This is a genomic window from Streptomyces sp. NPDC048483, from assembly GCF_040651455.1.
Lineage (GTDB): Bacteria > Actinomycetota > Actinomycetes > Streptomycetales > Streptomycetaceae > Streptomyces.
Map to the genome: position 1 here is coordinate 1 of NZ_JBEZJZ010000122.1, position 23,608 is coordinate 23,608.

Sequence of the window (23,608 nt, forward strand, 5' to 3'; positions counted from 1 at the left end):
GTCCGGACCAGCCGGGCAGCCAACACCTCATTCCCACGCACCAGCAGTTCAGGCTCATCGGTCGCGAGCCCTTGCCCCAGCACGGCCACCTCGCAATCACCGTCCAGGTCCACCAACCCGAAACGCCCCGGGTTCTCCGACTGCGCCGACCGCACCAGACCCCGGACAGCGGCGGCCGCGAGATCCACACCAGACACCGCACCACGCGTCACAAACACCAGACGCGAAGAAACGAACCGGTCATCGGCCAACCAGGACTGGATCACCTCCAACGCCCCCGCCGCCGCAGCGTGCACGGACTCCACCGTGCCGGCGGTCCCGGTAGTCGGCGGGACAAGCACGATGTCGTGAGCGCCTGCCTCCGCGAGGTCGTCGAGATCCGCGTGGGGCTGGAGCGAGAGTCCGTCGAGGATGCCCTCGGCGTCCTTGCCGAGCAGGGCGAGGGAGTCCGCGGACTCGCCTGTGAGGTGGATGTCGGTCCAGTCGACCTTGAACAGGGAATCGCGGTCGCCGGTCTTCAGCTGCCCGGCGGTGACCGGACGCACGGTCAGGGTTCGCACCGAGGCCACCGGCGCGCCGGTGGTGTCCGCGAGGGCGATCGACGTGCCGTTTTCGGCGGGACGGATGCGGACCCTCACCCGGGAGGCACCGGACGCGTGCAGGGACACCCCGCTCCACGAGAAGGGGACACCCCCCTCGTCCGCTCCCCCGCCACCCAGTAGCGCCGCGTGCAGCGCCGCGTCGAAGAGCGCCGGGTGCAGACCGTAGGCGTCGCCGTCCGTGCCCTCGGGAAGCCCGACCTCCGCATAGACGTCATCGCCCGCCTTCCAGGCTGCCCGCAGGCCCTGGAACACCGGACCGTAAGCGAACCCGGCATCCGCGAACCGCTCGTAGCAGCCCGCCGTGTCAAGCGGCTCGGCGCCCTGCGGGGGCCACACCGCGGCATCGAACGACGGCGCCGCCTCGGCAGCCGGGGCCAGGGACCCACTGGCATGCAGCATCCACGGCTCCTCTCCGTCCCGCGCGTGCACCGACACCGGCCGACGGCCCTCGCCATCGGGCTCACCCACCCACACCTGCACCTGGATCGCGCCGCCCGAGGCAGGCAGCACCAGCGGCGCAGCAAGTGTCAGCTCCTCCACCACACCGCAGTCCACCTCGTCGGCCGCCCGCAGCACCAGTTCCACCAGCGCCGTGCCGGGCACCAGCACGGACCCCAGCACCACATGATCCGCCAGCCACGGATGCGAAGCCACGGACAGCCGCCCGGTGAACAACAAGCCGCCCGAGCCCGCCAGTTCCACCGCCGCGCCCAGCAGCGGATGCCCGGCCGAGTCCAGGCCCGCGGACCGTACATCGCCCAAGCGCACCGCCCCGCCCGACGGCCAGAACCGCTCGTGCTGGAACGCGTACGTCGGCAGATCCACCCACCGCGCACCCGAGCCGGCGAAGGCGGCGGACCAGTCGACGGGCACGCCGTGGGCGTGCAGTCGTGCCACCGCCGTGAGCAGTGCCGGTACCTCGGGCCGGTCCTTGCGCAGTACGGGGGTCAGTACCGACTCGTCCGCGGCGGACTCCGCGGCGAGCGCGGAGAGGGCGCCCTCGGGGCCGAGCTCCAGGTACGCCGAGACGCCCTGCGCTTGCAGCGCGCTGACCCCGTCGGCGAAACGTACGGCCTCGCGGACGTGCCGAACCCAGTACTCCGCGGAGCACAGCTGTGCCGCGGTGGCGGGCTCGCCGGTGACGTTCGAGACCACGGGGATGCGCGGCGCGCCGTACGTCATGCCGTCGGCGACGGCGCGGAAGTCGGCCAGCATCGGTTCCATGAGCGGCGAGTGGAAGGCGTGCGAGACCCGCAGCCTGCTGGTCTTGCGCCCCTCCCCCTCGAAGTGCGCCGCGAGGGCGAGCACCGCGTCCTCGACACCGGAGACCACCACCGACGACGGGCCATTGACCGCCGCGATTGACACCTCCCTCGTCAGGTGCGCAAGGACCTCCTCCTCCGTCGCCCGGATCGCCACCATCGCCCCACCGACGGGCAGTTGCTGCATCAGCCGACCCCGGGCCGCCACCAGCGCGCAGGCATCCGGGAGGGAGAAGACACCCGCCACATGCGCCGCGGCGATTTCGCCGACGGAGTGTCCCAGCAACTGGTCCGGGCGCACGCCCCACGACTCCAGCAGGCGGAACAGCGCCACCTCGATCGCGAACAGGGACGCCTGGGTGTACGCGGTCTGGTTCAGCGGCTCGGCCGCCTGGCCCCAGACCACGTCCCGCAGGGGGCGGTCCAAGTGCTCGTCCAAAGCGGCACACACCGCGTCGAACGCCTCCGCGAAGACCGGATAGCGGGCATACAACTCCCGGCCCATGCCGAGCCGTTGCGACCCTTGACCCGAGAACAAGAACGCAAGCTTGCCCGAGCGGGCCCGGTCCTGCGCCACGACGGCCGCCTCGCTGCGGCCCTCGGCCAGGGCGGACAGCGAACGCAGCAGGTCCTCCCGGTCCGCTGCCAGGAGCACCGCGCGGTGCTCGAACGTCGAGCGGCCCGTAGCCAGCGAGTAGGCGACATCCGTGACCCGCGGCCCCGGCTCACCGTCCAGTCGGGACAGCAGCCGCGCTGCCTGGGCCCGCAGCGCCGACTCGGTCCGGCCCGAGAGCGGCACCGGCACCGGCGCCCCGGCCGTCCCGTCCTCGGCGGTGTCCGGTTCGGCGTCGGCGGCGACCGGTTCGGGCTGTTCCAGGATCACGTGCGCGTTCGTGCCGCTGATGCCGAAGGAAGAGACACCCGCACGCCGCGGCCCCTCCCCTTGCGGCCACTCGGCCGCAGAGGCCAGCAGCTCGACGGCACCGGCACTCCAGTCCACGTGCGCCGACGGCTCATCGACATGCAACGTCCGCGGCAGCACACCGTGCCGCATCGCCAACACCATCTTGATGACACCCGCAACACCCGAAGCCGCCTGCGCGTGACCGATGTTGGACTTCACCGAACCCAGCAGCAACGGACGCTCCTGAGGCCGCTCCTGACCGTAGGTGGCCAGCAATGCCTGGGCCTCGATGGGATCACCCAGCGCCGTGCCCGTACCGTGCGCCTCCACCGCGTCCACATCCGCCGCCGACAACCCCGCACTGGCCAACGCCTGCCGGATCACCCGCTGCTGCGACGGACCATTCGGCGCCGTCAACCCATTCGACGCACCATCCTGATTCACCGCACTACCCCGCACCACCGCAAGCACCCGGTGCCCGTTACGGCGCGCGTCGGACAATCGCTCCAGCACGAGCATGCCGACGCCCTCGCCCCAGCCGACACCGTCGGCCGCATCGGCGAACGCCTTGCAGCGCCCGTCCGCCGCCAGTCCGCGCTGGCGGGAGAACTCCACGAACGTCGTCGGTGTGGACATCACCGTCACACCGCCCGCGACCGCCAGCGAGCACTCGCCCAGGCGCAACGCCTGGGCCGCCAGATGCAATGCCACCAGCGACGACGAGCACGCCGTATCCACTGTCACCGCCGGACCCTCGAAACCGAAGGTGTACGACACCCGGCCCGAGGCGATGCTGGCCGCACTGCCGTTGCTGCGGTAGCCCTCGAACTGGTCGCCGAGGAGGAGGTCTTCGTAATCGGTGTACATCACGCCCGCGAAGACACCGGTCCGGCTGCCACGCAGCGACGCCGGGTCGATACCCGTCCGCTCGATGGCCTCCCAGGTCGTCTCCAGCAGCAGCCGCTGCTGCGAGTCCGTTGCCAGCGCTTCCCGGGGGCTCATCCCGAAGAACTCGGGGTCGAACTCCGCCGCCTCGTGGAGGAAGCCACCGGAGCGGGTGTACGAGGTACCGATTGCCTCGGGGTCCGGGTTGTAGAGGGCCTCCACGTCCCAACCGCGATCGGTGGGGAAGTCGGACACCGCGTCCACACCCTCGGACACCAGCCGCCACAGGTCCTCGGGCGAGGCGACACCGCCCGGGAAGCGGCAGCTCATGCCGACGATCACCACCGGGTCGTCGGCCGCCCCCGCCGGTGACGGCACCCGCGCCGGCAGCTCGGCCACCTCCTCCGCGCCGAACAGCTCGTCCAGCAGGAAGTCGACAAGCGTGCCCGCCGTGGGGTAGTCGAAGACTGCGGTGGGCGAAAGGCGCATGTCTGTGGCCTTGTTGAGCCGATTGCGCAGCTCGACCGCGGTCAGGGAGTCGAAGCCGAGGTCGTGGAAGGCCCGTTCCGGGTCGACCGTCTCCGGGCTCGCGTGACCCAGGACTACCGCGATCTGGGCGCGCACCAGGTCCAGGAGCGCCTCGCGGCGTTCCACCGTGCCCAGCCCGCTCAGGCGTCGGCCCAGGCCGGCGACCGCGGCCGAGCCGGCGACCACCGAACGCCGGGCGCGGGACCTGATCAGGCCACGCAGCAGTGGAGGAATCTCCCCCTGCTCGCGTAAGGCCGCCACGTCGAAGCGCACGGGGAGCAGTTGCGCGTCGTCGGCCGCCAGCGCGGCGTCGAAGAGGGCCACGCCCTCCTCGACGGACAGCGGTGGCATGCCCTGACGGGCAATGCGCTGGAGGTCGGCTTCGGTGAGGGTGCCGGTCATGCCACTGTCCTGGGACCAGGGGCCCCACGCCAGCGACACCGCGGGAAGACCCGCCGCCCGACGGTGGTGCGCCAGCCCGTCCAAAAAGGCATTGCCCGCAGCGTAGTTGGCCTGACCGGGGCTACCCACGGTGCCTGCCACGGACGAAAACACCACGAACGCGTCCAGATCCAGATCCCTGGTCGCCTCGTGCAGGTTCCAGGCCCCATCCACCTTCGGACGCAGCACCGCCGCCAGCCGCTCCGAAGTCAGCGACTCCACCACACCGTCGTCCAGGACACCGGCCGTATGCACCACCGCCCTGATCCGGTACCGGGCCACCAGCTCGGCCACAGCCACCGGGTCGGTGACATCACACGCCTCGACGACTGCTTCGGCGCCGCTGTCCCGGAGTTCGGCCACGAACTCCTCGGCCCCCTCGGCTGCCGGACCGCTCCGGCTGACCAGCAGCAGACTCCGCACTCCGTGTTGCGCCACCAAGTGACGCGCCATCACTCGCCCCAGACCACCGGTACCGCCGGTGACCAGCACCGTGCCGGACGGGTCCCAGGTGACAGCCTGCTGCGCCTGGGCGCGGGCCAGCCGGGCCGCCAGCACTTCACCGCCGCGCACCAGCAACTGCGGCTCGTCCGAAACCAACACCCGTGGCAGAAGCACCGGTTCGGCGTCACCGTCCACATCCACCAGCCCGAAACGCCCCGGATGCTCCGACTGCGCCGACCGCACCAGACCCCACACCGCCGCACCCGCGAGATCCCCACCAGACACCGCGCCACGCGTCACAAACACCAGACGCGAAGAAACGAACCGGTCATCGGCCAACCAGGACTGGATCACCTCCAACGCCCCCGCCGCCGCAGCGTGCACGGACTCCACCGTGCCGGCGGTCCCGGTAGCCACCGGCGCAAGCACCGCACCGGGCACCCGGCCGGATGCGGCCAGGGAGTCCAGGTCCGCGTAATGCTCGACCAGGTCCGCACACCACTCGGCCGTCGAGTCCGCGGGGAGGCCGATCGCCGCGACGGGCTCCGCTGCCGTGGCCGGGGGCAGGCGTACGGGGTTCCACTGGAGGCGGAACAGCGCGTCGCGGCCGACCGGGTTCGGGCCGCTCTCCCACTGGTTCGCGGAGACCGCCCGCAGGACGAGTGCGCCGACGGAGGCGACGGGTCCACCCGAGGTGTCGGCGACGTCCACGGACACCGTGTCGCCGCTGTGCCGGGTGACCCGTACCCGTACCGCCGCGGCGCCGGAGGCGTGCAGCGAGACGCCCTCCCAGGAGAAGGGCACGACCTGCTCGTCGATGCCGTTGAAGGTGACGACGTGCAGGGCCGCGTCGAGCAGCGCCGGGTGCAGGCCGTAGGCGGGCGCTTCGCCCTCGGCCACGGCGGGCAGGGCGACCTCGGCGAAGACCTCGTCGCCTCGGCGCCATGCGGTGCGCAGGCCCTGGAAGTGCGGGCCGTAGTCGAATCCACGGTCGGCCAGGCGCGAATAGAAGTCGGTCAGATCGACGGGTTCGGCGTCGGCAGGCGGCCAGGACGCCGAGGCGAAGTCGAAGGCGGCGGTGGTCGGCTGCGGGCCGGTGGCGAGTACGCCGGTGGCGTGCTGCGCCCACGGGCGGTCGCCGTCGCCCTCCGTCCTGGAGCGCGCGCTGAAGGTGCGGCTGCCCGCATCGTCGGCGGGGCCCACGCGCAGTTGGAGCTGCACACCGCCCCGCTCGGGCAGGACGAGCGGGGCGGTCAGGGTCAGCTCGTCGACGCGGTCGCAGCCTGCCTCGTCCGCGGCGCGGACCGCGAGTTCGACGAAGGCCGTGCCCGGCAGCAGGACCGAGCCCATGACGACGTGCCCGGCCAGCCAAGGGTGGGTGGCGAGCGACAGGCGCGTGGTGAACAGCACACCGTCGCCGTCGGGCAGTTCCACGGCGGCGCTCAGAAGCGGGTGCCCGGCCGCTTCGAGACCGACGGCGCCGATGTCCCCGGTACGGGTGCGGTCGGGGGTCGGCCAGAACCGCTGGTGCTGGAAGGCGTACGTCGGCAGGTCGATGGCGCGCGCGTCCCGGCCTGCGAGGGACACGGCCCAGTCGATCTCGGCGCCGCGTACGTGCAGTTGTGTCAGGGCCGCGAGGAGGGTCGCCTCCTCGGGGCGGTCCCGGCGCAGGGCGGGGACGAGAACGGTCTCCTCGGGAGCGCTCTGGCCGGCGGCGTCGCCGTCCGGCAGCGACTCGCGCGCCATGGCCGAGAGCGTGCCGTCGGGGCCCAGCTCCAGGAAGCGCGTCACGCCCTGCGCGCACAGGGCGCGGATCCCGTCGGCGAACCGTACCGCCGCGCGGACGTGGGTCACCCAGTACTCCGGGGTGCGCAGCTGGTCCGGGGTGGCGAGTTCGCCGGTGACGTTCGATACGACGGTCAGCTCCGGCTCACCGTAGGACAGACCCTCGGCGACGGCTCGGAAGTCGGCCAGCATCGGGTCCATCAGGGGCGAGTGGAAGGCGTGCGAGACCCGTAGCCGGGTCGTCTTGCGGCCCTCGGCCTCGAAGTGCGCGGCGAGCGCGAGCACGGCGGCCTCGGTGCCGGAGACCACCGTGGCCTGGGGGCCGTTCACGGCGGCGATCGCGACGTCCTCGGTCAGGTGCCCGAGCACCTCCTCCTCGGTGGCCCGGATCGCCGCCATCGCGCCGCCGGCGGGCAGGGCCTGCATGAGCCGTCCGCGCGCCGCCACCAGCGTGCAGGCGTCGGCCAGCGAGAACACCCCGGCAACATGTGCGGCGGCGATCTCGCCGACCGAGTGTCCGGCCACGTACTGCGGCCTGACCCCCCAGGACTCCACGAGCCGGAACAGGGCCACCTCGACGGCGAACAGCCCGGCCTGGGCGTAGACCGTCTGGTTCAGCGCCTCCGCGTCCTCGCCCCAGACCACGTCCCGCAGGGGGCGGTCCAAGTGCTCGTCCAAGGCGGCGCACACCGCGTCGAACGCCTCCGCGAAGGCCGGATGGCGGCCGTACAACTCCCGACCCATACCGATGCGTTGTGCGCCTTGTCCGGAGAAGAGGACGGCGTCCCGGCCGGTGTGGGCCGTGCCCGTGTCCACGGCGGGGTCGGCCTCGCCCGCGGCCAGGGCGGTCAGGGCCCGCAGCGCGGTGTCGTGGTCGTGGGCGCGGACGGCCGCGCGGTGGGCCAAGGCCGTGCGGCGCGTCATCAGCGTGTGGGCGACGTCCGTGAGCCGGGGCGCGGGCTCGTGGTCGAGGTGGGAACGCAGTCGGGCCGCCTGGGCGCGCAGGGCGCTCATGTTCTTGGCGGAGAGCAGCAGCGGTGCCGCCCCGTCGGGTGCGGTGGCCGTGCCATCGGGGGCGGCGGCGGGCGCTTCGTCTTCCGTGGCCGAGGGCAGTTCCAGGACCACGTGTGCGTTGGTGCCGCTGATGCCGAACGCGGAGACGGCGGCTCGTCGCGGGTGGCCGGTCCGGGGCCAGTCCGTGTTCTCGGTGAGCAGCTCGACCGCGCCCGCGGTCCAGTCGACGTGCCCGGTGGGCTCGTCGACGTGCAGGGTGCGCGGCAGCACGCCGTGCCGCATCGCCAGCACCACCTTCATCACGCCCGCCACACCGGCGGCGGCCTGGGTGTGCCCGAGGTTGGACTTCACCGCGCCCAGCAGCAACGGCGTCTCCGGCGGCCGCTCCTGTCCGTAGGTGGCCAGCAGCGCCTGGGCCTCGATCGGGTCGCCGAGCGTGGTGCCCGTCCCGTGTGCCTCCACGGCGTCGACTTCGGAGGCGGCCAGCTGGGCGTTGGCCAGGGCCTGGCGGATCACCCGCTGCTGGGAAGGGCCGCTGGGTGCGCTCAGGCCGTTGGACGCGCCGTCCTGGTTGACGGCCGAGCCGCGTACGACGGCGAGCACCTGGTGGCCGTTGCGGCGGGCGTCGCTGAGCCGTTCCACCAGCAGCAGGCCGACGCCCTCGCTCCAGCCGGTTCCGTCGGCGGCCGCCGCGAACGGCTTGCAGCGGCCGTCGGGGGCCAGCCCGCGCTGTCGTGCGAACTCCACGAAGGAGGACGGCGTGGACATCACCGTGACGCCGCCCGCGACCGCCAGTGAGCACTCGCCCTGGCGCAGCGACTGCGCCGCCATGTGCAGGGCCACCAGCGAGGAGGAGCACGCCGTGTCGACCGTGACCGCCGGGCCCTCGAAGCCGAAGGTGTAGGAGACCCGGCCCGAGACGACGCTCATCGCGTTGCCGGTGAGCCGGTGCCCGCCTGCTTCGTCCTGTGCGGTGTCCAGGACCGTGCCGTAGTCCTGGGTGTTGGTGCCCGCGAAGACACCGGTTGCGCTGCCGCGCAGGGACTCCGGGTCGATACCCGCCTGTTCGAGCACCTCCCAGGTGGTCTCCAGGAGCAGCCGCTGCTGCGGGTCCATGGCGAGGGCCTCGCGTGGCGAGATGCCGAAGAAGTCCGCGTCGAAGCCGGCCACGCCGTCCAGGAAGCCGCCGTCGCGGGCGTAGCTGGTGCCCTGGTGGTCGGGGTCGGGGTGGTAGATCCGGTCCAGGTCCCAGCCCCGGTCGGTGGGCATGGGGGTGATGGCGTCGCCGCCCTCGGCCAGCAGCCGCCACAGGGCCTCGGGTGAGTTCACGCCGCCGGGGAAGCGGCAGGCCATGCCGACGATCGCCACCGGTTCGTCGAGGGCGGCGGCCGACGCCCGCACGACCGTGGCGGGCCCCGCCGCGCCCAGGACTTCCGAGCGCAGGTAGCCGGCGACCGCGACGGCGGTGGGGTGGTCGAACAGCAGGGTGGCGGGCAGTTGCAGGCCCGTCGCGACGGAGAGCCGGTTGCGTAGATCGACCGCCATCAGCGAGTCGAATCCCTGCTCGCGGAAGGCGCGTTGGGCGTCCACGGTATCCGGTGAGGGGTGTCCGAGGACGTGCGCGGCCTCTTCCCTGACCATGGTCAGGAATGCCTGTTCCTGTTCGGCAGGCCGCAGTGCGCCGATCCGGTCGCGCAGGGGGGAGCGTTCCCCGCGCGGGCCGTCTGCGGGGCCGAGTGCGCGGCGTGCCTCGGGCAGGTCGCCGATGAGGGGGCTGGGGCGGACGGCGGTCAGGGCGGGGGCGTAGGCACTCCAGTCGATGTCGGCCACGGTCAGGTGTGTCATGCCCTGGGCGAGGGCCTGACGCAGGGCGGCGAGCGCGGGGGCCGCGGCCATGGGCAGCAGTCCGTCGCGGCTCATCCGGTCGGCGGCGTCGCTGTCCGTGGCCATGCCCTGGCCAGCCCAGGGGCCCCAGGACACGGAGGTGGCCGGGAGCCCCTGCCGGTGACGGTGTTCGGCGAGGGCGTCCAGGTAGGCGTTGGCGGCGGCGTAGTTGGCCTGTCCGGCGTTGCCCAGGACGCCGACGATCGAGGAGAACAGCACGAAGTGGTCCAGGCCCAGGTCCTGGGTGAGTTCGTGCAGGTTTCGCGCGGCCCGTGCCTTGGGGCGCAGTACGGTCTCGAAGCGCTCGGGGGTGAGCGCGTCCAGCACGCCGTCGTCCAGCACGCCCGCGGCGTGGAAGACGCCGGTCAGCGGCAGGTGCGGCGGGATGTCCGCGAGGACGGCCGCCAGGGCGTCGCGGTCGGCGGCGTCGCAGGCGGCGAGGGTCACCTTGACGCCCCGGTCGGTGAGTGCGGCCGCGAGTTCCGGTGCGCCGGGGGCCTGCGGGCCGCGGCGGCCGGTGAGCACGAGGTGTTGGGCTCCGGTGTCGGCCAGCCAGTGGGCGAGGTGTGCGCCGAGGGCGCCGGTGCCGCCGGTGACCAGGACGGTGCCGTGGGTGCTCCACCGGTCGCCGGTGTCGCCGCCGGGTGTGATCCGCTCCAGGCGGCGGGCGAAGGCCCCGGCCGGGCGGATCGCGACCTGGTCCTCCTCTGAGACGAGGGCGCTCAGCAGTGCGGAGACGGCCCGGTCGTCCAGGTTGTCGGGGAGGTCGACGAGCCCGCCCCAGCTCTGCGGGGACTCCAGCGCGGCTACCCGGCCCAGGCCCCATGTCTGGGCCTGTACGGGGCTGTTGAGTTCCTCGTGCCGGTCGACGGCCACGGCGCCGCGGGTCACGCACCACAGCGGCGCCTGGATTCCCGCGGTCTCCAGGGCACGCATCAGCGTGGTGGTGGCGGCCAGGCCGCGTGGCACGGAGGGCAGGTGCGGGTGGGGTCGCTCGTCGAGGGCCAGCAGGGAGAGCACGCCGTCGACGGGGGTGTCGGGCCGGGCGAGGGTCTCGCCGGGTTCGTCGGTGCCTGGCAGTTCCCGTACGTCGGTGCCCAGGCCCAGCTCGCGCAGGGCGTCCAGGAGGCGGACGGTCCACGGGTCGTCGGTGCGGCCGTCGGGCAGGACGACGAGCCAGTGTCCGTGGGCGGCGGGACTGTTGGCGGCGGTGCGCGGGGTCCAGTGGGTGCGGTAGCTGAAGCGGTCCGCGGCGGCTTGTGTTCTGCGCTGCTTGCGCCAGGAGGAGAGGGTGGGCAGGAGGCTGCCGAGGGAGTCCGCGTCGCTGCCGTCGATGGCCAGGACGGCCGACAGCTCCTGGAGGTCCTCGCGTTCGACGGCCGCCCAGAATCCGGCCTCGCCCGTCTCGGCGGCGGCCGCCTGCCCCGCGTCGTGTTCGGCCGGGTCCAGCCAGTACCACTGGCGTTGGAAGGCGTAGGTGGGCAGTGCCGCGCGGGGGGCGCCCCGGGTGCCCAGGCAGGCGGTCCAGTCGACGCGGGTGCCGTGCGCGAAGGCGGTGGCGATGCCCTCGGTGAGGGCGGGTGCTTCGGGGTGTCCGGTCCGCAGGAGGGATACGAGAACAGGAGGGACGGGCTCGTCGAGGGTGGTCAGACAGTCCTGGACCATGGGGGTGAGGACACCGCCCGGGCCGATCTCCACGAAGGTGGTGACGCCCTCGGCTTCGAGGGTGCGCACAGCGGCGCAGAAGCGGACCGCTTCGCGGACCTGGCCGACCCAGTAGTCGGGTGAGCGCAGTTCCTCTTCGGTGGCGAGCGCGCCGGTCACCGTGGACACCACGGGGATGCGGGGGGCGTGGAAGGACAGCCCGCGGGCGACGCGCCGGAAGTCCTCCAGCATGCCGTCCATGTGCGGGGAGTGGAAGGCGTGGCTGACCCGCAGCCGCTTGGTGCGGCGGCCCTGTGCCTCCCAGCGGGCCGCGATCTCGGTCACGGCCTGTTCGTCGCCCGAAATGACGGTGGAATCGGGCCCGTTGGCGGCCGCGAGGGCGACGTGGTCCTCGTGGCCCGCGAGCCGGTCACGGATCTCCTCCTCGGTGGCCTGGATCGCCACCATGGCGCCGCCTTCGGGCAGCGCCTGCATGAGGGTGCCGCGCGCGGCGACCAGCCGCGCGGCGTCTTGGAGGGTCAGCACGCCGCTGATGTGGGCGGCGGTGATTTCGCCGAGGGAGTGGCCGGCGACGAACCGGGGTGCCACGCCCCAGGATTCGACGAGCCGGAACAGGGCGGTCTCCAGGGCGAAGAGGGCGGCCTGGGTGTAGGCGGTCCGGTCGAGCAGGGCGGCCTCGGCGCTGCCATCGTCGGCGAAGACGACGTCGCGCAGCGGCCGGTCCAGGTGTGGGTCGAGCTCGGCGCACACCGCGTCGAAGGCGGTGGCGAACTCGGGGTAGGCGGCGTGCAGTTCGCGCCCCATGCCAAGGCGCTGGGAGCCCTGCCCGGCGAAGAGGAACGCGGTGGTGGACTTGGCGGCGACGCCGCTGACCAGCCCGGTGGCGCCGCGGCCCGCGGCCAGGGCGTCCAGGCCCCGCAGGAACGCCTCCCGGTCGCCCGCGACGACTGCCGCGCGGTGTTCCATGAGGGTCCGGGTGTCCACGAGGGCGTGCGCGACGGCGGCCGGTTCGAGGTCGGCACGGTCCCGTATGTGGCGGCCGAGGCGTTCGGCCTGGGCGCGCAGGGCCCCTTCGGTGCGGGCGGACAGGATCCAGGGCAGCGCGCCCGGCCGGGCGGCCGGCTCGGGGGTCGGCTCGGGGGTCGGCTCGGCCTCGTGGGCGGGCGCCTGTTCCAGGATGACGTGGGCGTTGGTGCCGCTGATGCCGAAGGAGGAGACGGCGGCGCGGCGGGGCCGACCGGTGCCCGGCCAGGGCTCGGGCTCCGCGAGGAGTCTGGCGTTGCCCTCGCTCCAGTCGACGTGCCCGGTGGGCTCGTCCAGGTGCAGGGTCTTGGGCAGTTGCCCGTGCCGCATCGCCAGGACCATTTTCATCACGCCCGCGATACCGGCGGCGGCCTGGGTGTGCCCGATGTTGGACTTCATGGCGCCGATCAGCACGGGCCGGTCCGCGGGGCGCTGCTGCCCGTACGTGGCCAGCAGGGCGTGCGCCTCGACGGGGTCGCCGAGGGTGGTGCCGGTGCCGTGCGCCTCCACGGCGTCGATGTCCGGGGCGGCGAGGCCCGCGCCGGTCAGCGCCTGGCGGATGACGCGTTGCTGCGAGGGGCCGTTGGGGGCGGTCAGGCCGTTGGACGCGCCGTCCTGGTTGACGGCCGAGCCCTTCAGTACGGCGAGTACGGGATGGCCGTTGCGCACGGCGTCACTGAGCCGCTCGACGAGCAGCAGGCCGACGCCCTCGCTCCAGCCCGTCCCGTCGGCGGCCGCCGCGAACGGCTTGCAGCGGCCGTCGGGGGCCAGCCCGCGCTGCCGGGAGAACTCCACGAACATCTGCGGCGTGGACATCACGGTCGCGCCGCCCACCAGGGCCATGGCGCACTCGCCGCGCCGCAGCGCGTGCGCGGCGAGGTGCAGGGCGACCAGCGACGAGGAGCAGGCCGTATCCACGGTCAGTGCGGGGCCTTCCAGGCCCAGGACGTAGGAGATCCGGCCGGAGGCGATGCTGATGTGGTTGCCGGTCAGCAGGTGTCCGCCGACCTCGTCGGCGCGGCGGCTGCCATCGGCGTCGTACCCTCCGTGGCCGGTGCCGACGAAGACGCCGGTGCTGCTGCCCGCGAGGGATTCCGGGGCGATGCCGGCCCGCTCGACGGCTTCCCACGCGGTCTCCAGCAGCAGTCGCTGCTGAGGGTCCATGGCGAGCGCCTCGCGCGGGGAGATCCCGAAGAAGGCGGGGTCGAACTCGCCGGCCTCGTGGAGGAATCCGCCCTCACGGGCGTAGGCGGTTCCCTGGTGGGCCGGGTCGGGGTGGTAAAGCGCGTCCAGGTCCCAGCCACGGTTGCGGGGGAAGGAGGAGATCGCGTCGCCGCCGTCGCGCAGCAGTTCCCAGAGCTCTTCCGGCGAGCGGACGCCGCCGGGGAAGCGGCAGGCCATCGAGACGATCGCGATCGGCTCTCGCTGCTTCGCCTCCGTCTCGTCCAATTGCTGACGAGTCTCGTGAAGGTCTGCGATCGCGCGCTTGAGGTACTCGCGCAGCTTCTCCTCGTGCGACATCAGGACGCCAATCGTTCGGTGGAATGCCGGACTTGGGGGAACAGAGCGTCGACACGCACGTCCGTCCGTTTCCCCACCATCTTCCACAAGGTGGACTGCGGGTTTCCGTAGTTGAGTGCCGGGATGTGCCACGGTTCCTGTGCGGGAACACGCCACGGCGGGCGGCCGGATGGCCGCCCGCCGTGGCACCGTGTACTACGGCCGGGTCACTCCTCGCCGAGCGAGGCCAGCCATTCCTTGACTATCTGCGCGGTCCCCGGGGCGTCGCCCCTGACCATGGAGAAGTGGTCCGCGTCCATGATGCGGACATCGGCCGTCGGGAACGCCTCGCTCTTCGCCTCTCCGGCCGCGGCGGCCGCGATGGCCTCCATGGCGAAGGTCTCCTGGGTCGCGCGGACGACCAGCACGGGGGCGGTCGTGTGCGACACGTCGAGTTGGCCGAGCAGGCGCATCCACCGCCCCATGCCGGACAGCCTGGAGTTCGTCACCCGCACCGGCGATTCCTCGTCGGCCAGGAAGCTGCGGTGCATCAGGCTGTCGTAGTCGATCTGTTCTTTGTCGTCGTGCCGGATGCTGACGGAGTCCAGCAGCACCACGGCTGCGGGCTTGATGCCCCAGATGTCCTCCATCAGGCCGGCGGCGGCGTAGGCATACGTACCGCCGGAGGAGTGCCCGACCAGGATGAAGGGGTCGCCGTCGCTCGCGCGCAGTGCGCTCTCCGCGATGGTCCTGACCGCGGTCATCGCCGTGGTCGGCAGCCGTTCCCCGGCGGCGAAGCCGACCAGGGGCAGCGCGCTGACGTGCCGTTCGCCCCGGAAGGGTGCGGCGAACCTGGCGTACTCGTGGACACCGCCGTTGGCGGTGGGTGTGCTGATGCAGATCATCCGCGGTGCGGCAGGGCCTTCGGCGAGCGTGGTCGGCAGCGGCAGTTCCTCCAGTTCGGCCGTGTTCTCGAAGGTCTGGCGCAGGCCGGTCAGGGCCCGCAGCAGGAGCCTGGCCTCCGGGAACTTGCCGTTGTCCATGGCGTCGAGGAACAGCCGCTCCAGTGAGTCGGGTTCCGGCCCGGCCAGGAGGAGTCCCGCCTCGGACGCGGCGCCGGCGAGTCCGGGCTGTACGGCGAATTCGCTGCGCAGCCGTGCGCCGAGGTCGGCGGGGGTCTTGGTGTCGAAGACCAGCGTCGCCGGCAGTTGCAGTCCGGTGGCCGTGGCGAGCCGGTTGCGCAGCTCGATCGAGGTCAGCGAGTCGAAGCCGAGCTCGTAGAAGTCCCGGCGGGGCTCGATCTCCGCCGCGGACGCGTAGCCGAGGATGAGGGCGGCCTCGCCGCGGACGAGGTCGACGATGTGTCCGACGCGCTCCCCTTCCGGCAGCTCCAGCAGCTTCTGGGCGAAGGTGGCCGGGGTGCCGGACGTGCTCGTGGCGTTCGAGGCGGTCCGCCTGCTCTGGCGGAACAGCCCGCGGAACATCGGGGGAATCTCGCCCTGCGGTACTCGGGCGGCGGGTATCAGGCCGACCGCCATCACGACGGGCTCGGCGTAGCCGCACGCGGCATCGAACAGTTCCATGCCCTCCTCTACGGAGATCGGCGCCATGCCGTTGCCTCGCATGCGCTGCACGAAGGCCGGGTTCAGCGCCCCGATCATGCCGCCGACGTCCCAGTGGCCCCATACGAGCGACTGGCCCGCCAGTCCCAGGGCGGCGCGGTGGTGGACCAGGCCGTCGAGGAAGGCGTTCGCGGCGGCGTAGTTGGCCGTGCCCGCGGCGCCCAGCGTTCCGGAGACGGAGGAGAACATGATGAACGCGGCGAGGTCGAGCGCCTTGGTGGCCTCGTGCAGATGCCAGGCGGCGTCCACCTTCGGCCGCAGCACCGGCGTCAGGCGGTCGGGGGTCAGGGCGGTGACCACGCCGTCGTCGAGGATGCCGGCGAGGTGGACGACGGCGGTCAGCGGGTGCTCCGCCGGGATGTCGGCCAGGAGGCCGGCAAGCGCGTCCGGGTCCGCCGTGTCGCAGGCCACGATCGTGGGCTGCGCGCCCAAGGCTCGCAGTTCGTCGGCCAGTTCGGCCGCTCCGTGTGCCGCCGGTCCACTGCGGCTGACCAGCAGCAGGTGCCGGGTGCCGTTGGTGGCCAGGTGCCGGGCGAGCTCGACGCCCAGGCCGCCGGTGCCGCCGGTGATCAGTACGGTCCCTTCGGGGTCCCACTGTGGCGACCGGGTGTCGGCGTCGGCGGGCAGCCAGGCCAGCCGTCCCATGCGTACCTTCTTGTCGCGTACGACGAACTGGGCTTCTCCAGAGGGCAGCAGGCCCGGCAGGGCGCCGAGGAGCACATCCACGTCACCGCCGTCGCCGTGCTCGCCCGCGTCCTCGACGTCGGCCAGGACGAAGCGGCCGGGGTGCTCCGCCATCGTGGAGCGCAGCAGGCCCCAGAGGGCCGAACCGGCCAGGTCGTCGCCTTCGACCGCGCCGCTGGTCAGGAACACCAGGTGCGAGGCGGGGAAGCGTTCGTCGGCGATCCATTCCTGTGCCAGGAGCAGGGCCTGTGTCGTCTGCTCGTGCACGGACTGCGGAAAGCCTCCTTCCGTACGGGGTACGGGAACCACGACCAGGTCCGGGGTGCCCTTGATGTCGGCGAGTGACGCGGCCCCCAGGGGGGCGAGGACCATGCTCCGGATGTCGGGCGCGGCCTCCGCCTGCGGTGCCGGGATCCATTCCAGGCGCAGCAGCCGCTTGTGCGGGCTGTGGGCGGCGCGCTTCGGGGCATCGGTGAGGGCGCGCAGCGTCAGGGCGCCCGCCGACAGTACGGGGTGTCCGGCGGCGTCGACCGCGGTGAGGCTGACGGAGTCCTCGCCGGTCTTGGTGATCCGTGCCCGGATCGCCGAGGCGCCGGCGGCGTGCAGCGACACATTCCTCCAGGAGGCGGCGTACGGGAGGTGTTCCTCGTCCGCCGCGCCGCTGAAGGCGGTGGCCTGCAGGACCGCTTCGAGCAGTGCGGGGTGCAGGCCGAACGACGGGGCGTCGGAGGCGAGGCCGTCCGGGAGTTCGGCTTCGACGAACGTGTCGTCGCCGCGGACCCAGGCCGCTTGCAGCCCGCGGAAGGCGGCGCCGTACTCCGTCCCGTCGTAGTAGCCGTCCACGTCGACGTCGGAGGCGTCACTGGGCGGCCAGACGGACGCGTCGAAGTCCGCGGTGTGCTCGCCGGTGGCGAGGGTGCCGGTCGCGTGCCGGGTCCAGGGCTCGTCCGGCGTGGCCTGAGGCCGTGCGAAGAACCGGATCTGCCGGTTGCCCTCGTCGTCGGGGGCGCCGAGCCACACCTGGAGCACCAGGGCCGCGCCGTCGGTGAGCGCCAGTGGTGCGTCGAGGGCGAGTTCGGCGACGCGGTCGCAGCCGAACTGGTCGCCGGCCCGGACGGCCAGTTCGACGAAGCCGGCGGCCGGGAAGACGGCCGTCCCGCCCGCCACGTGGTCCTTGAGCCAGGGGTGGGTGTCCGTCGACAGGCGGCTGGTGAACAGCATTCCGCCGCCGTCCGCCAGCGGCACCGCCGCGCCCAGCAGCGGATGCTCCGTGGGCAGCAGGCCCGCGGAGGCCACGTCGCCCGCCGACACCCTCTGCTTGGGCCAGTAGCGATGGGGCTGGAACGGGTAGGTGGGCAGGTCGACGCGGCGGGCTCCGGTGCCGTCGAAGATCCGCGCCCAGTCCGCTTCGACGCCCGCGACGTGCAGCTGAGCCAGGGCGGTGAGTACGGCCGTCTCCTCGGGCCGGTCCTTGCGCAGGGCGCCGGCGGCGACCACGGTGCCGTCCACGTTGAGCGGGATGATCCCCGTCAGTGCGCCGTCGGTTCCCAACTCCAGGAAGGCCGGGACCTCTTCGGCCGCCAGGGTGAGTACGGCGTGGGCGAAGCGGACGGGCTCGCGGACGTTGCGGACCCAGTAGTCGGCGGAGCACATCAGCTCTTCCGAGGCCCGCTCGCCGGTGACGGTCGAGACGACGGGGATGCGCGGCGCCTGGTAGGAGAGGCCCTCGGCGACCTCGCGGAAGTCGTCCAGGATCGGGTCCATCAGCGGGCAGTGTCCCGCGACCTGCACCGCCACCTGCCGGGTCTTGCGGCCCTCGGCGGTGAACGCCTCGACGATGCGCCGCACGGGGACCTCGTCACCGGCGATGACGACCGAGTCCGGCCCGTTGACCGCCGCGATCGAGACCCCGTCGACCAGCCGCGCGGCCGCCTCCTCCTCGCTCGCCTGGACCGCCACCATGATGGCGCCTTGTCCCTCAAGGGTGTTCATCAGCCGCCCGCGGGCCGCCACCAGGGTGCAGGCGTCCTTGAGCGAGAGGATCCCGGCGACGTGTGCGGCGGCGATCTCGCCGAACGAGTGGCCGGCGACGAAGTCGGGGCGGACACCAAAGGATTCGACCAGCCGGAACAGCGCCACCTGCAGGGCGAAGAGGGCCGGCTGGGTGAACCTGGTCTGGTCCAGGCGCTCCGCGTCGGTGCGCATCACCTCCCGCAGTTCGTCGTCGAAGTGGGCCAGCGCCTCGTCAAAGGCCTGCGCGAACACCGGGAACCGGTCGTACAGTTCGCGTCCCATGCCGACCCGCTGCCCGCCCTGGCCCGGGAAGAGCATCGCCAGCGAGCGGTCCTCGGCCGTGCCCCGCGCGACCTCGTCGCCGTCCAGGAGCACCGCGCGGTGCGCGAACGCCGAGCGCCCGGTGGCCAGCGAGAAGCCCACGTCGACCGGGGCGAGTTCCGGCCGCGCGGCGACCCGGTCGCGCAGCAGCTCGATCCCGTCGGACAGTGCCTGGGCCGACTTGCCCGAGACGAGCCACGGAACGGCCCCCGGCTCGCCGGATCGGGTGTCCGGGCCGGTCGGCTCGGCGCTTTCCGGCGCCTGTTCGAGGATGGCGTGGGCGTTGGTGCCGCTCATGCCGAACGAGGAGACCGCACCGCGGCGTGGGCGGCCGGTGTCCGGCCAGTCGGTGGCCTCCGTGAGGAGCTTGACGTCACCGGCCGTCCAGTCGACGTGGGAAGAGGGCGTGTCGACGTGGAGGGTGCGCGGCAGCACACCGTGCCGCAGCGCCAGGACCATCTTGATGACGTTGGAGACGCCGGCCGCCGCCATGGTGTGGCCGATGTTCGACTTGAGGGAGCCGAGCAGCAGCGGGCGTTCGGGGTCGCGGCCCTGTCCGTAGGTGGCCAGCAGCGCCTGGGCCTCGATCGGGTCGCCGAGCGAGGTACCGGTGCCATGGGCCTCGAGCGCGTCCACATCGCCCGTCGACAGCCCGGCGCCGGCCAGTGCCTGGCGGATGACCCGCTGCTGGGCGGGGCCGTTGGGTGCCGTCAGACCGTTGGAGGCGCCGTCCTGGTTGATGGCCGAGCCCCGCACGACGGCGAGGACTTCGTGGCCGTTGCGGCGGGCGTCGGACAGCCGCTCCACGACGAGCACGCCCACGCCTTCCGCCCACCCCGTGCCGTCGGCCGCGTCCGAGAACGCCTTGCAGCGGCCGTCCGTCGCGAGCGCGCCCTGCCTGCTGAATCCGGCGATGCTCATCGGCGTGGACAACAGCGTCACGCCTCCGGCCAGCGCCAGCGAGCACTCGCCGTTGCGCAGCGCGTGGACCGCCAGGTGCAGCGAGACGAGCGAGGACGAGCACGCCGTGTCGACGGTGACGGCCGGACCCTCCAGGCCGAAGGTGTACGAGAGCCGCCCGGAGAGGACGCTGCCCGCGAGTCCGGTGCTGGCGTGGGCCTCGACGTCCTCGCTGGAGTTCATCAGGATGCTGCCGTAGTCGGAGCCGCTGGTGCCGACGAACACACCGGTCTCGGTGCCCCGCAGGGACTCCGGGTCGATGCCGGCCCGCTCCATCGCCTCCCAGGAGGTCTCCAGCATCAGCCGCTGCTGCGGGTCCATCGCCATGGCTTCGCGGGGTGAGATCCCGAAGAAGGGGGCGTCGAATTCCCCGAGGTCGTCCAGGAAGCCGCCCTTGGACGCCGAACTGCGGCCCTGGTCGCCCGCCGCCCCGCCCAGCAGGGTTTCCAGGTCCCAGCCCCGGTCGGTGGGGAAGTCGGTGATGCCGTCGCGCCCGTCGAGGACGAGCCGCCACAGGTCTTCCGGGGACCGCACGCCGCCGGGCAGCCGGCAGGCCATCCCGACGATGACGATCGGGTCCTCGGCGGGCGCCGTGGTCGTCGCGGCGGGAGCGTGGGGCTCGGCGTGCCGGTCGAGGAGTACGCCGACGAGGTGTTCGGCGAGTGCGGTGGGGGTGGGGTAGTCGAAGACGAGGGTGGCGGTCAGCCGCAGGCCCGTGGCGGTGGAGAGCCGGTTGCGCAGTTCGACGGCGGTCAGCGAGTCGAAGCCCAGGTCGTTGAACTCCCGCCGGGCGTCGATCGCCTTGGCGGAGGCGTGCCCGAGCACGGCGGCGGCCTCGGTCCGTACGAGGTCGACGGCGAAGGCGGTCCGCTCGTCCTCGCTCAGCTCCGTCAGCCGCCGGGTCAGTCGCAGGGCCGCTTCGGTGCCGCCGGCGGAGACCGCGGCCGTACGGCGGGCGCCCTTGACCAGGCCCCGCAGCACCGGAGGCACGGCGGCGCGGCCCTGGGCACCCGTGGCCAGGGGCCCGATCGGGACGAGGTGCGCCTCGTCGGTCGCGGTGGCGGCGTCGAACAGCGCCAGTCCCCGCGCGACCGACAGCGGCGGCACGTCCAGGGAAGCGATCCGCTCCGGTTCCGTGGCGGACGACGCCCGCGTGATCCCGTCCTCCTTCGCCCAGGCGCCCCACGCGAGGGACTGGGCGGGCAGGCCCTGCGCCGTACGGTGGCGGGCCAGCGCGTCGAGGAAGGCGTTGCCCGCGGCGTAGCCGCCATGACCGGCGCTCCCCATGACGCCCGAGACGGACGAGTACAGCACGAACGCGGCGAGGTCGAGGTCCTTGGTGGCCTCGTGCAGGTGCCAGGCCGCGTCCACCTTCGAACGCAGTACGGCCGACAGCCGCTCGGGCGTCAACGACGCCACCTCGTCACCGTCGAGGATGCCGGCGGTATGGATCACAGCAGTCAGCGGGTGCGCGGCGGGCACCGCGCCCACTGCCGCAGCCACCGCCTCTCGGTCGGCCACGTCGCACGCGAGGAGGGTCACCTCGGCACCGTGACCGGCCAGCTCCGCCCGCAGCTCGTCCGCGCCCGCCGCCTCCGGACCGCTGCGGCTGACCAGCAGCAGATGCCGCATGCCGCGCTCGGTCACCAGGTGCCGGGCCAGCTCGCCACCCAGCCCACCGGTACCGCCGGTGACCAGCACCGTACCGTCCGGGTCCCACGCCCGCGGCAGGGTCAGCACGATCTTCCCGACGTGCTGCGCACGGCTCATGAACCGGAACGCCTCCGGCGCCCGCCGGACGTCCCAGGTCGTCACCGGCAGCGGACGCAACACGTCCTGGGCGAACAACTCCCGCAGTGCGCCGAGCATGTCCCGGGTACGCTCCGGGCCCGCTTCCGCGAGGTCGAAGGCGCGGTAGTGCACTCCGCCGGCGGACCGGGGGTCACGGATGTCCGTCCGGCCCATCTCCAGGAAGCGGCCGCCCGGGGCGGTCAACCGCAAGGAGGCGTCGACGGTTTCCCCCGTGAGGGCGTTGAGGACCACGTCCACGCCGCGGCCACCGGTGACCGCCCGGAAACGCTCCTCGAAGTCGGTCGTACGGGAGGAGGCGATGTGGTCGTCCGCGACGCCAAGCTCCCGCAGCGCGTCCCACTTGCCCTCGCCGGCCGTGGCGAACACCTCGGCACCAAGGTGCCGGGCCAGCTGGATCGCCGCCATTCCGACACCACCGGCCCCGGCGTGCACGAGGATCGACTGGCCGGGTTGGAGAGCGGCGAGGTCCTTCAAGGCGTAGTACGCCGTCAGGAAGACCAGCGGTACGGAGGCGGCCCGCTCGGCCGACCAGCCCTCGGGGATGCGGGTCAGCAGCCGCTCGTCGGCGACGGCCTCCGGGCCGAAGCCGCCGGAGACCAGGCCGGTCACCTGGTCCCCCGGGCGCAGTCCGCGCACGCCGGGCCCGGTCTCGGTCACCACTCCGGCGGCCTCGGCACCCAGCGGTCCGGCTTCGCCCGGGTACATCCCCAGGGCGTCCAGAACGTCACGGAAGTTGACACCGGCGGCCTGGACCCGGAGGCGGACCTGACCCTCGGTAAGGGGTTCCCTGATCTCCGGGCAGGGAGCGAGGACCAGCTTGTCCAGGCTGCCCCTGGCCGCGCTGTCCAGCCGCCACGGCACCTCGGCGGGCGGCAACAGCCCCGCACCGCTGCTGAGAGGAGCCAGTCGCGCCACCCGGACGGCGCCGTCGCGGACCACGAACTGGGCGTCGTCGGTGGCCAGCAGACCCGGCAGGTCCGCGAGCACCCCGGTCAGGTCTCCGTCGTCGAGGTCCAGCAGCGCGATCCGCCCGGGGTGCTCCGCCTGCGCCGCACGCACCAGGCCCCACACCGCGGCGGCGGCCACATCCCGTACGGACTCGCCCTCGACGGCGGAGACGGCGCCGCGCGTGACGAACACCAGACGCGCGGCAGCGGACTCCTCCCGCCCCGCCCACTCCTGGAGCAGGCCCAGGACCCGGGAGGTGAGCTCGTGCGCCACGGTGGGCACGTCATCGCCCGTACCACCGGACACGGGCACCATCACGAGGTCCTCGTCCCCCGCGAGGTCCGCCAGGGACGCGACCGACGCGCCCGCACCCAGCTCCTCGGCGCCCAGGGACACACACCGGACGTCGGCGGGCTGCACCTCGGGCGCCGCCACCCAGTCCAGCGAGAGCAACGCGTCGTACTCCGCGCGACGCAGTGCCGGCAACGAGGTTGCCGCATCGGCCGGTTGGCCGCGAAGGACGAGCGCCTCGGCGGACAGCACAGGGGCGCCTTCGACGTCGACGGCCGCGAGGGACACCGAGTCGTCACCGGTCTTCACCACCCGGGCCCGCAGCACCGCCGCTCCCCCGGCGTGCAGCGACACACCCCGCCAGGCGAACGGCAGGAGGAGTTCCTGCTCGCTGCCGACTCCGGCCAGCCGGTGGGACTGGAGCACCGCGTCCAGCAGCGCCGGGTGGATCCCGAAGGCCCCGGCCTCCTCGGCGGCCCGGTCCGGCAGCGCGGCCTCGACGAAGACCTCGTCCCCGCTCCGCCACACGGCGCGCAGGCCCTGGAAGGCCGGACCGTACCCGGTCCCGTCGTAGAAGCCCTCCAGATCCACGACCACGGCGTCCTGCGGCGGCCAGGCCTGGGAACCGAAGTCCGCGATCCGCTCACCGCTGGTCAGCGTGCCGTGGGCGTGCTGGATCCATGGCTGGTCGGCGGGCCCGTCGGCGCGCGAGTGCACCGAGACCGTCCGGGCACCCGCTTCGTCCGGGGCACCGACCAGCACCTGGACCTGCGCGGCGCCGTCCTCCGTAAGCGTCAGGGGCGTGAGCAGGACGAACTCGTCGACCCGGTCGCAGCCGACCTGGTCACCGGCGCGCACGGCCAGCTCCAGGAAGCCGGTGGCCGGGAAGAGAACGCTGCCGCCCACGACGTGGTCGGTCAGCCACGGGTACGTCTGCAACGACAGCCTGCCCGTGAACAGCACCTCGCCGGAGTCCGCGAGGGTGAGCGTCGCACCCAGCAGCGGGTGCTCCGCGGGCAG

Annotated in this window: 2 protein-coding genes; both read right to left on the reverse strand. The window is 73.0% G+C overall.

Annotated features, from left to right (window positions below; all coding sequences use genetic code 11):
* Positions 1-13,961, reverse strand: a 13,961-nt coding sequence (locus AB0D04_RS36685) for a type I polyketide synthase (protein WP_362711743.1), incomplete at its 3' end; no start/stop codon positions are given.
* Positions 13,962-14,164: 203 nt separating this feature from the next.
* Entirely contained in the window at positions 14,165-23,608 is a 9,444-nt protein-coding gene (locus AB0D04_RS36690; RefSeq protein WP_362711742.1) for an SDR family NAD(P)-dependent oxidoreductase, read from the reverse strand.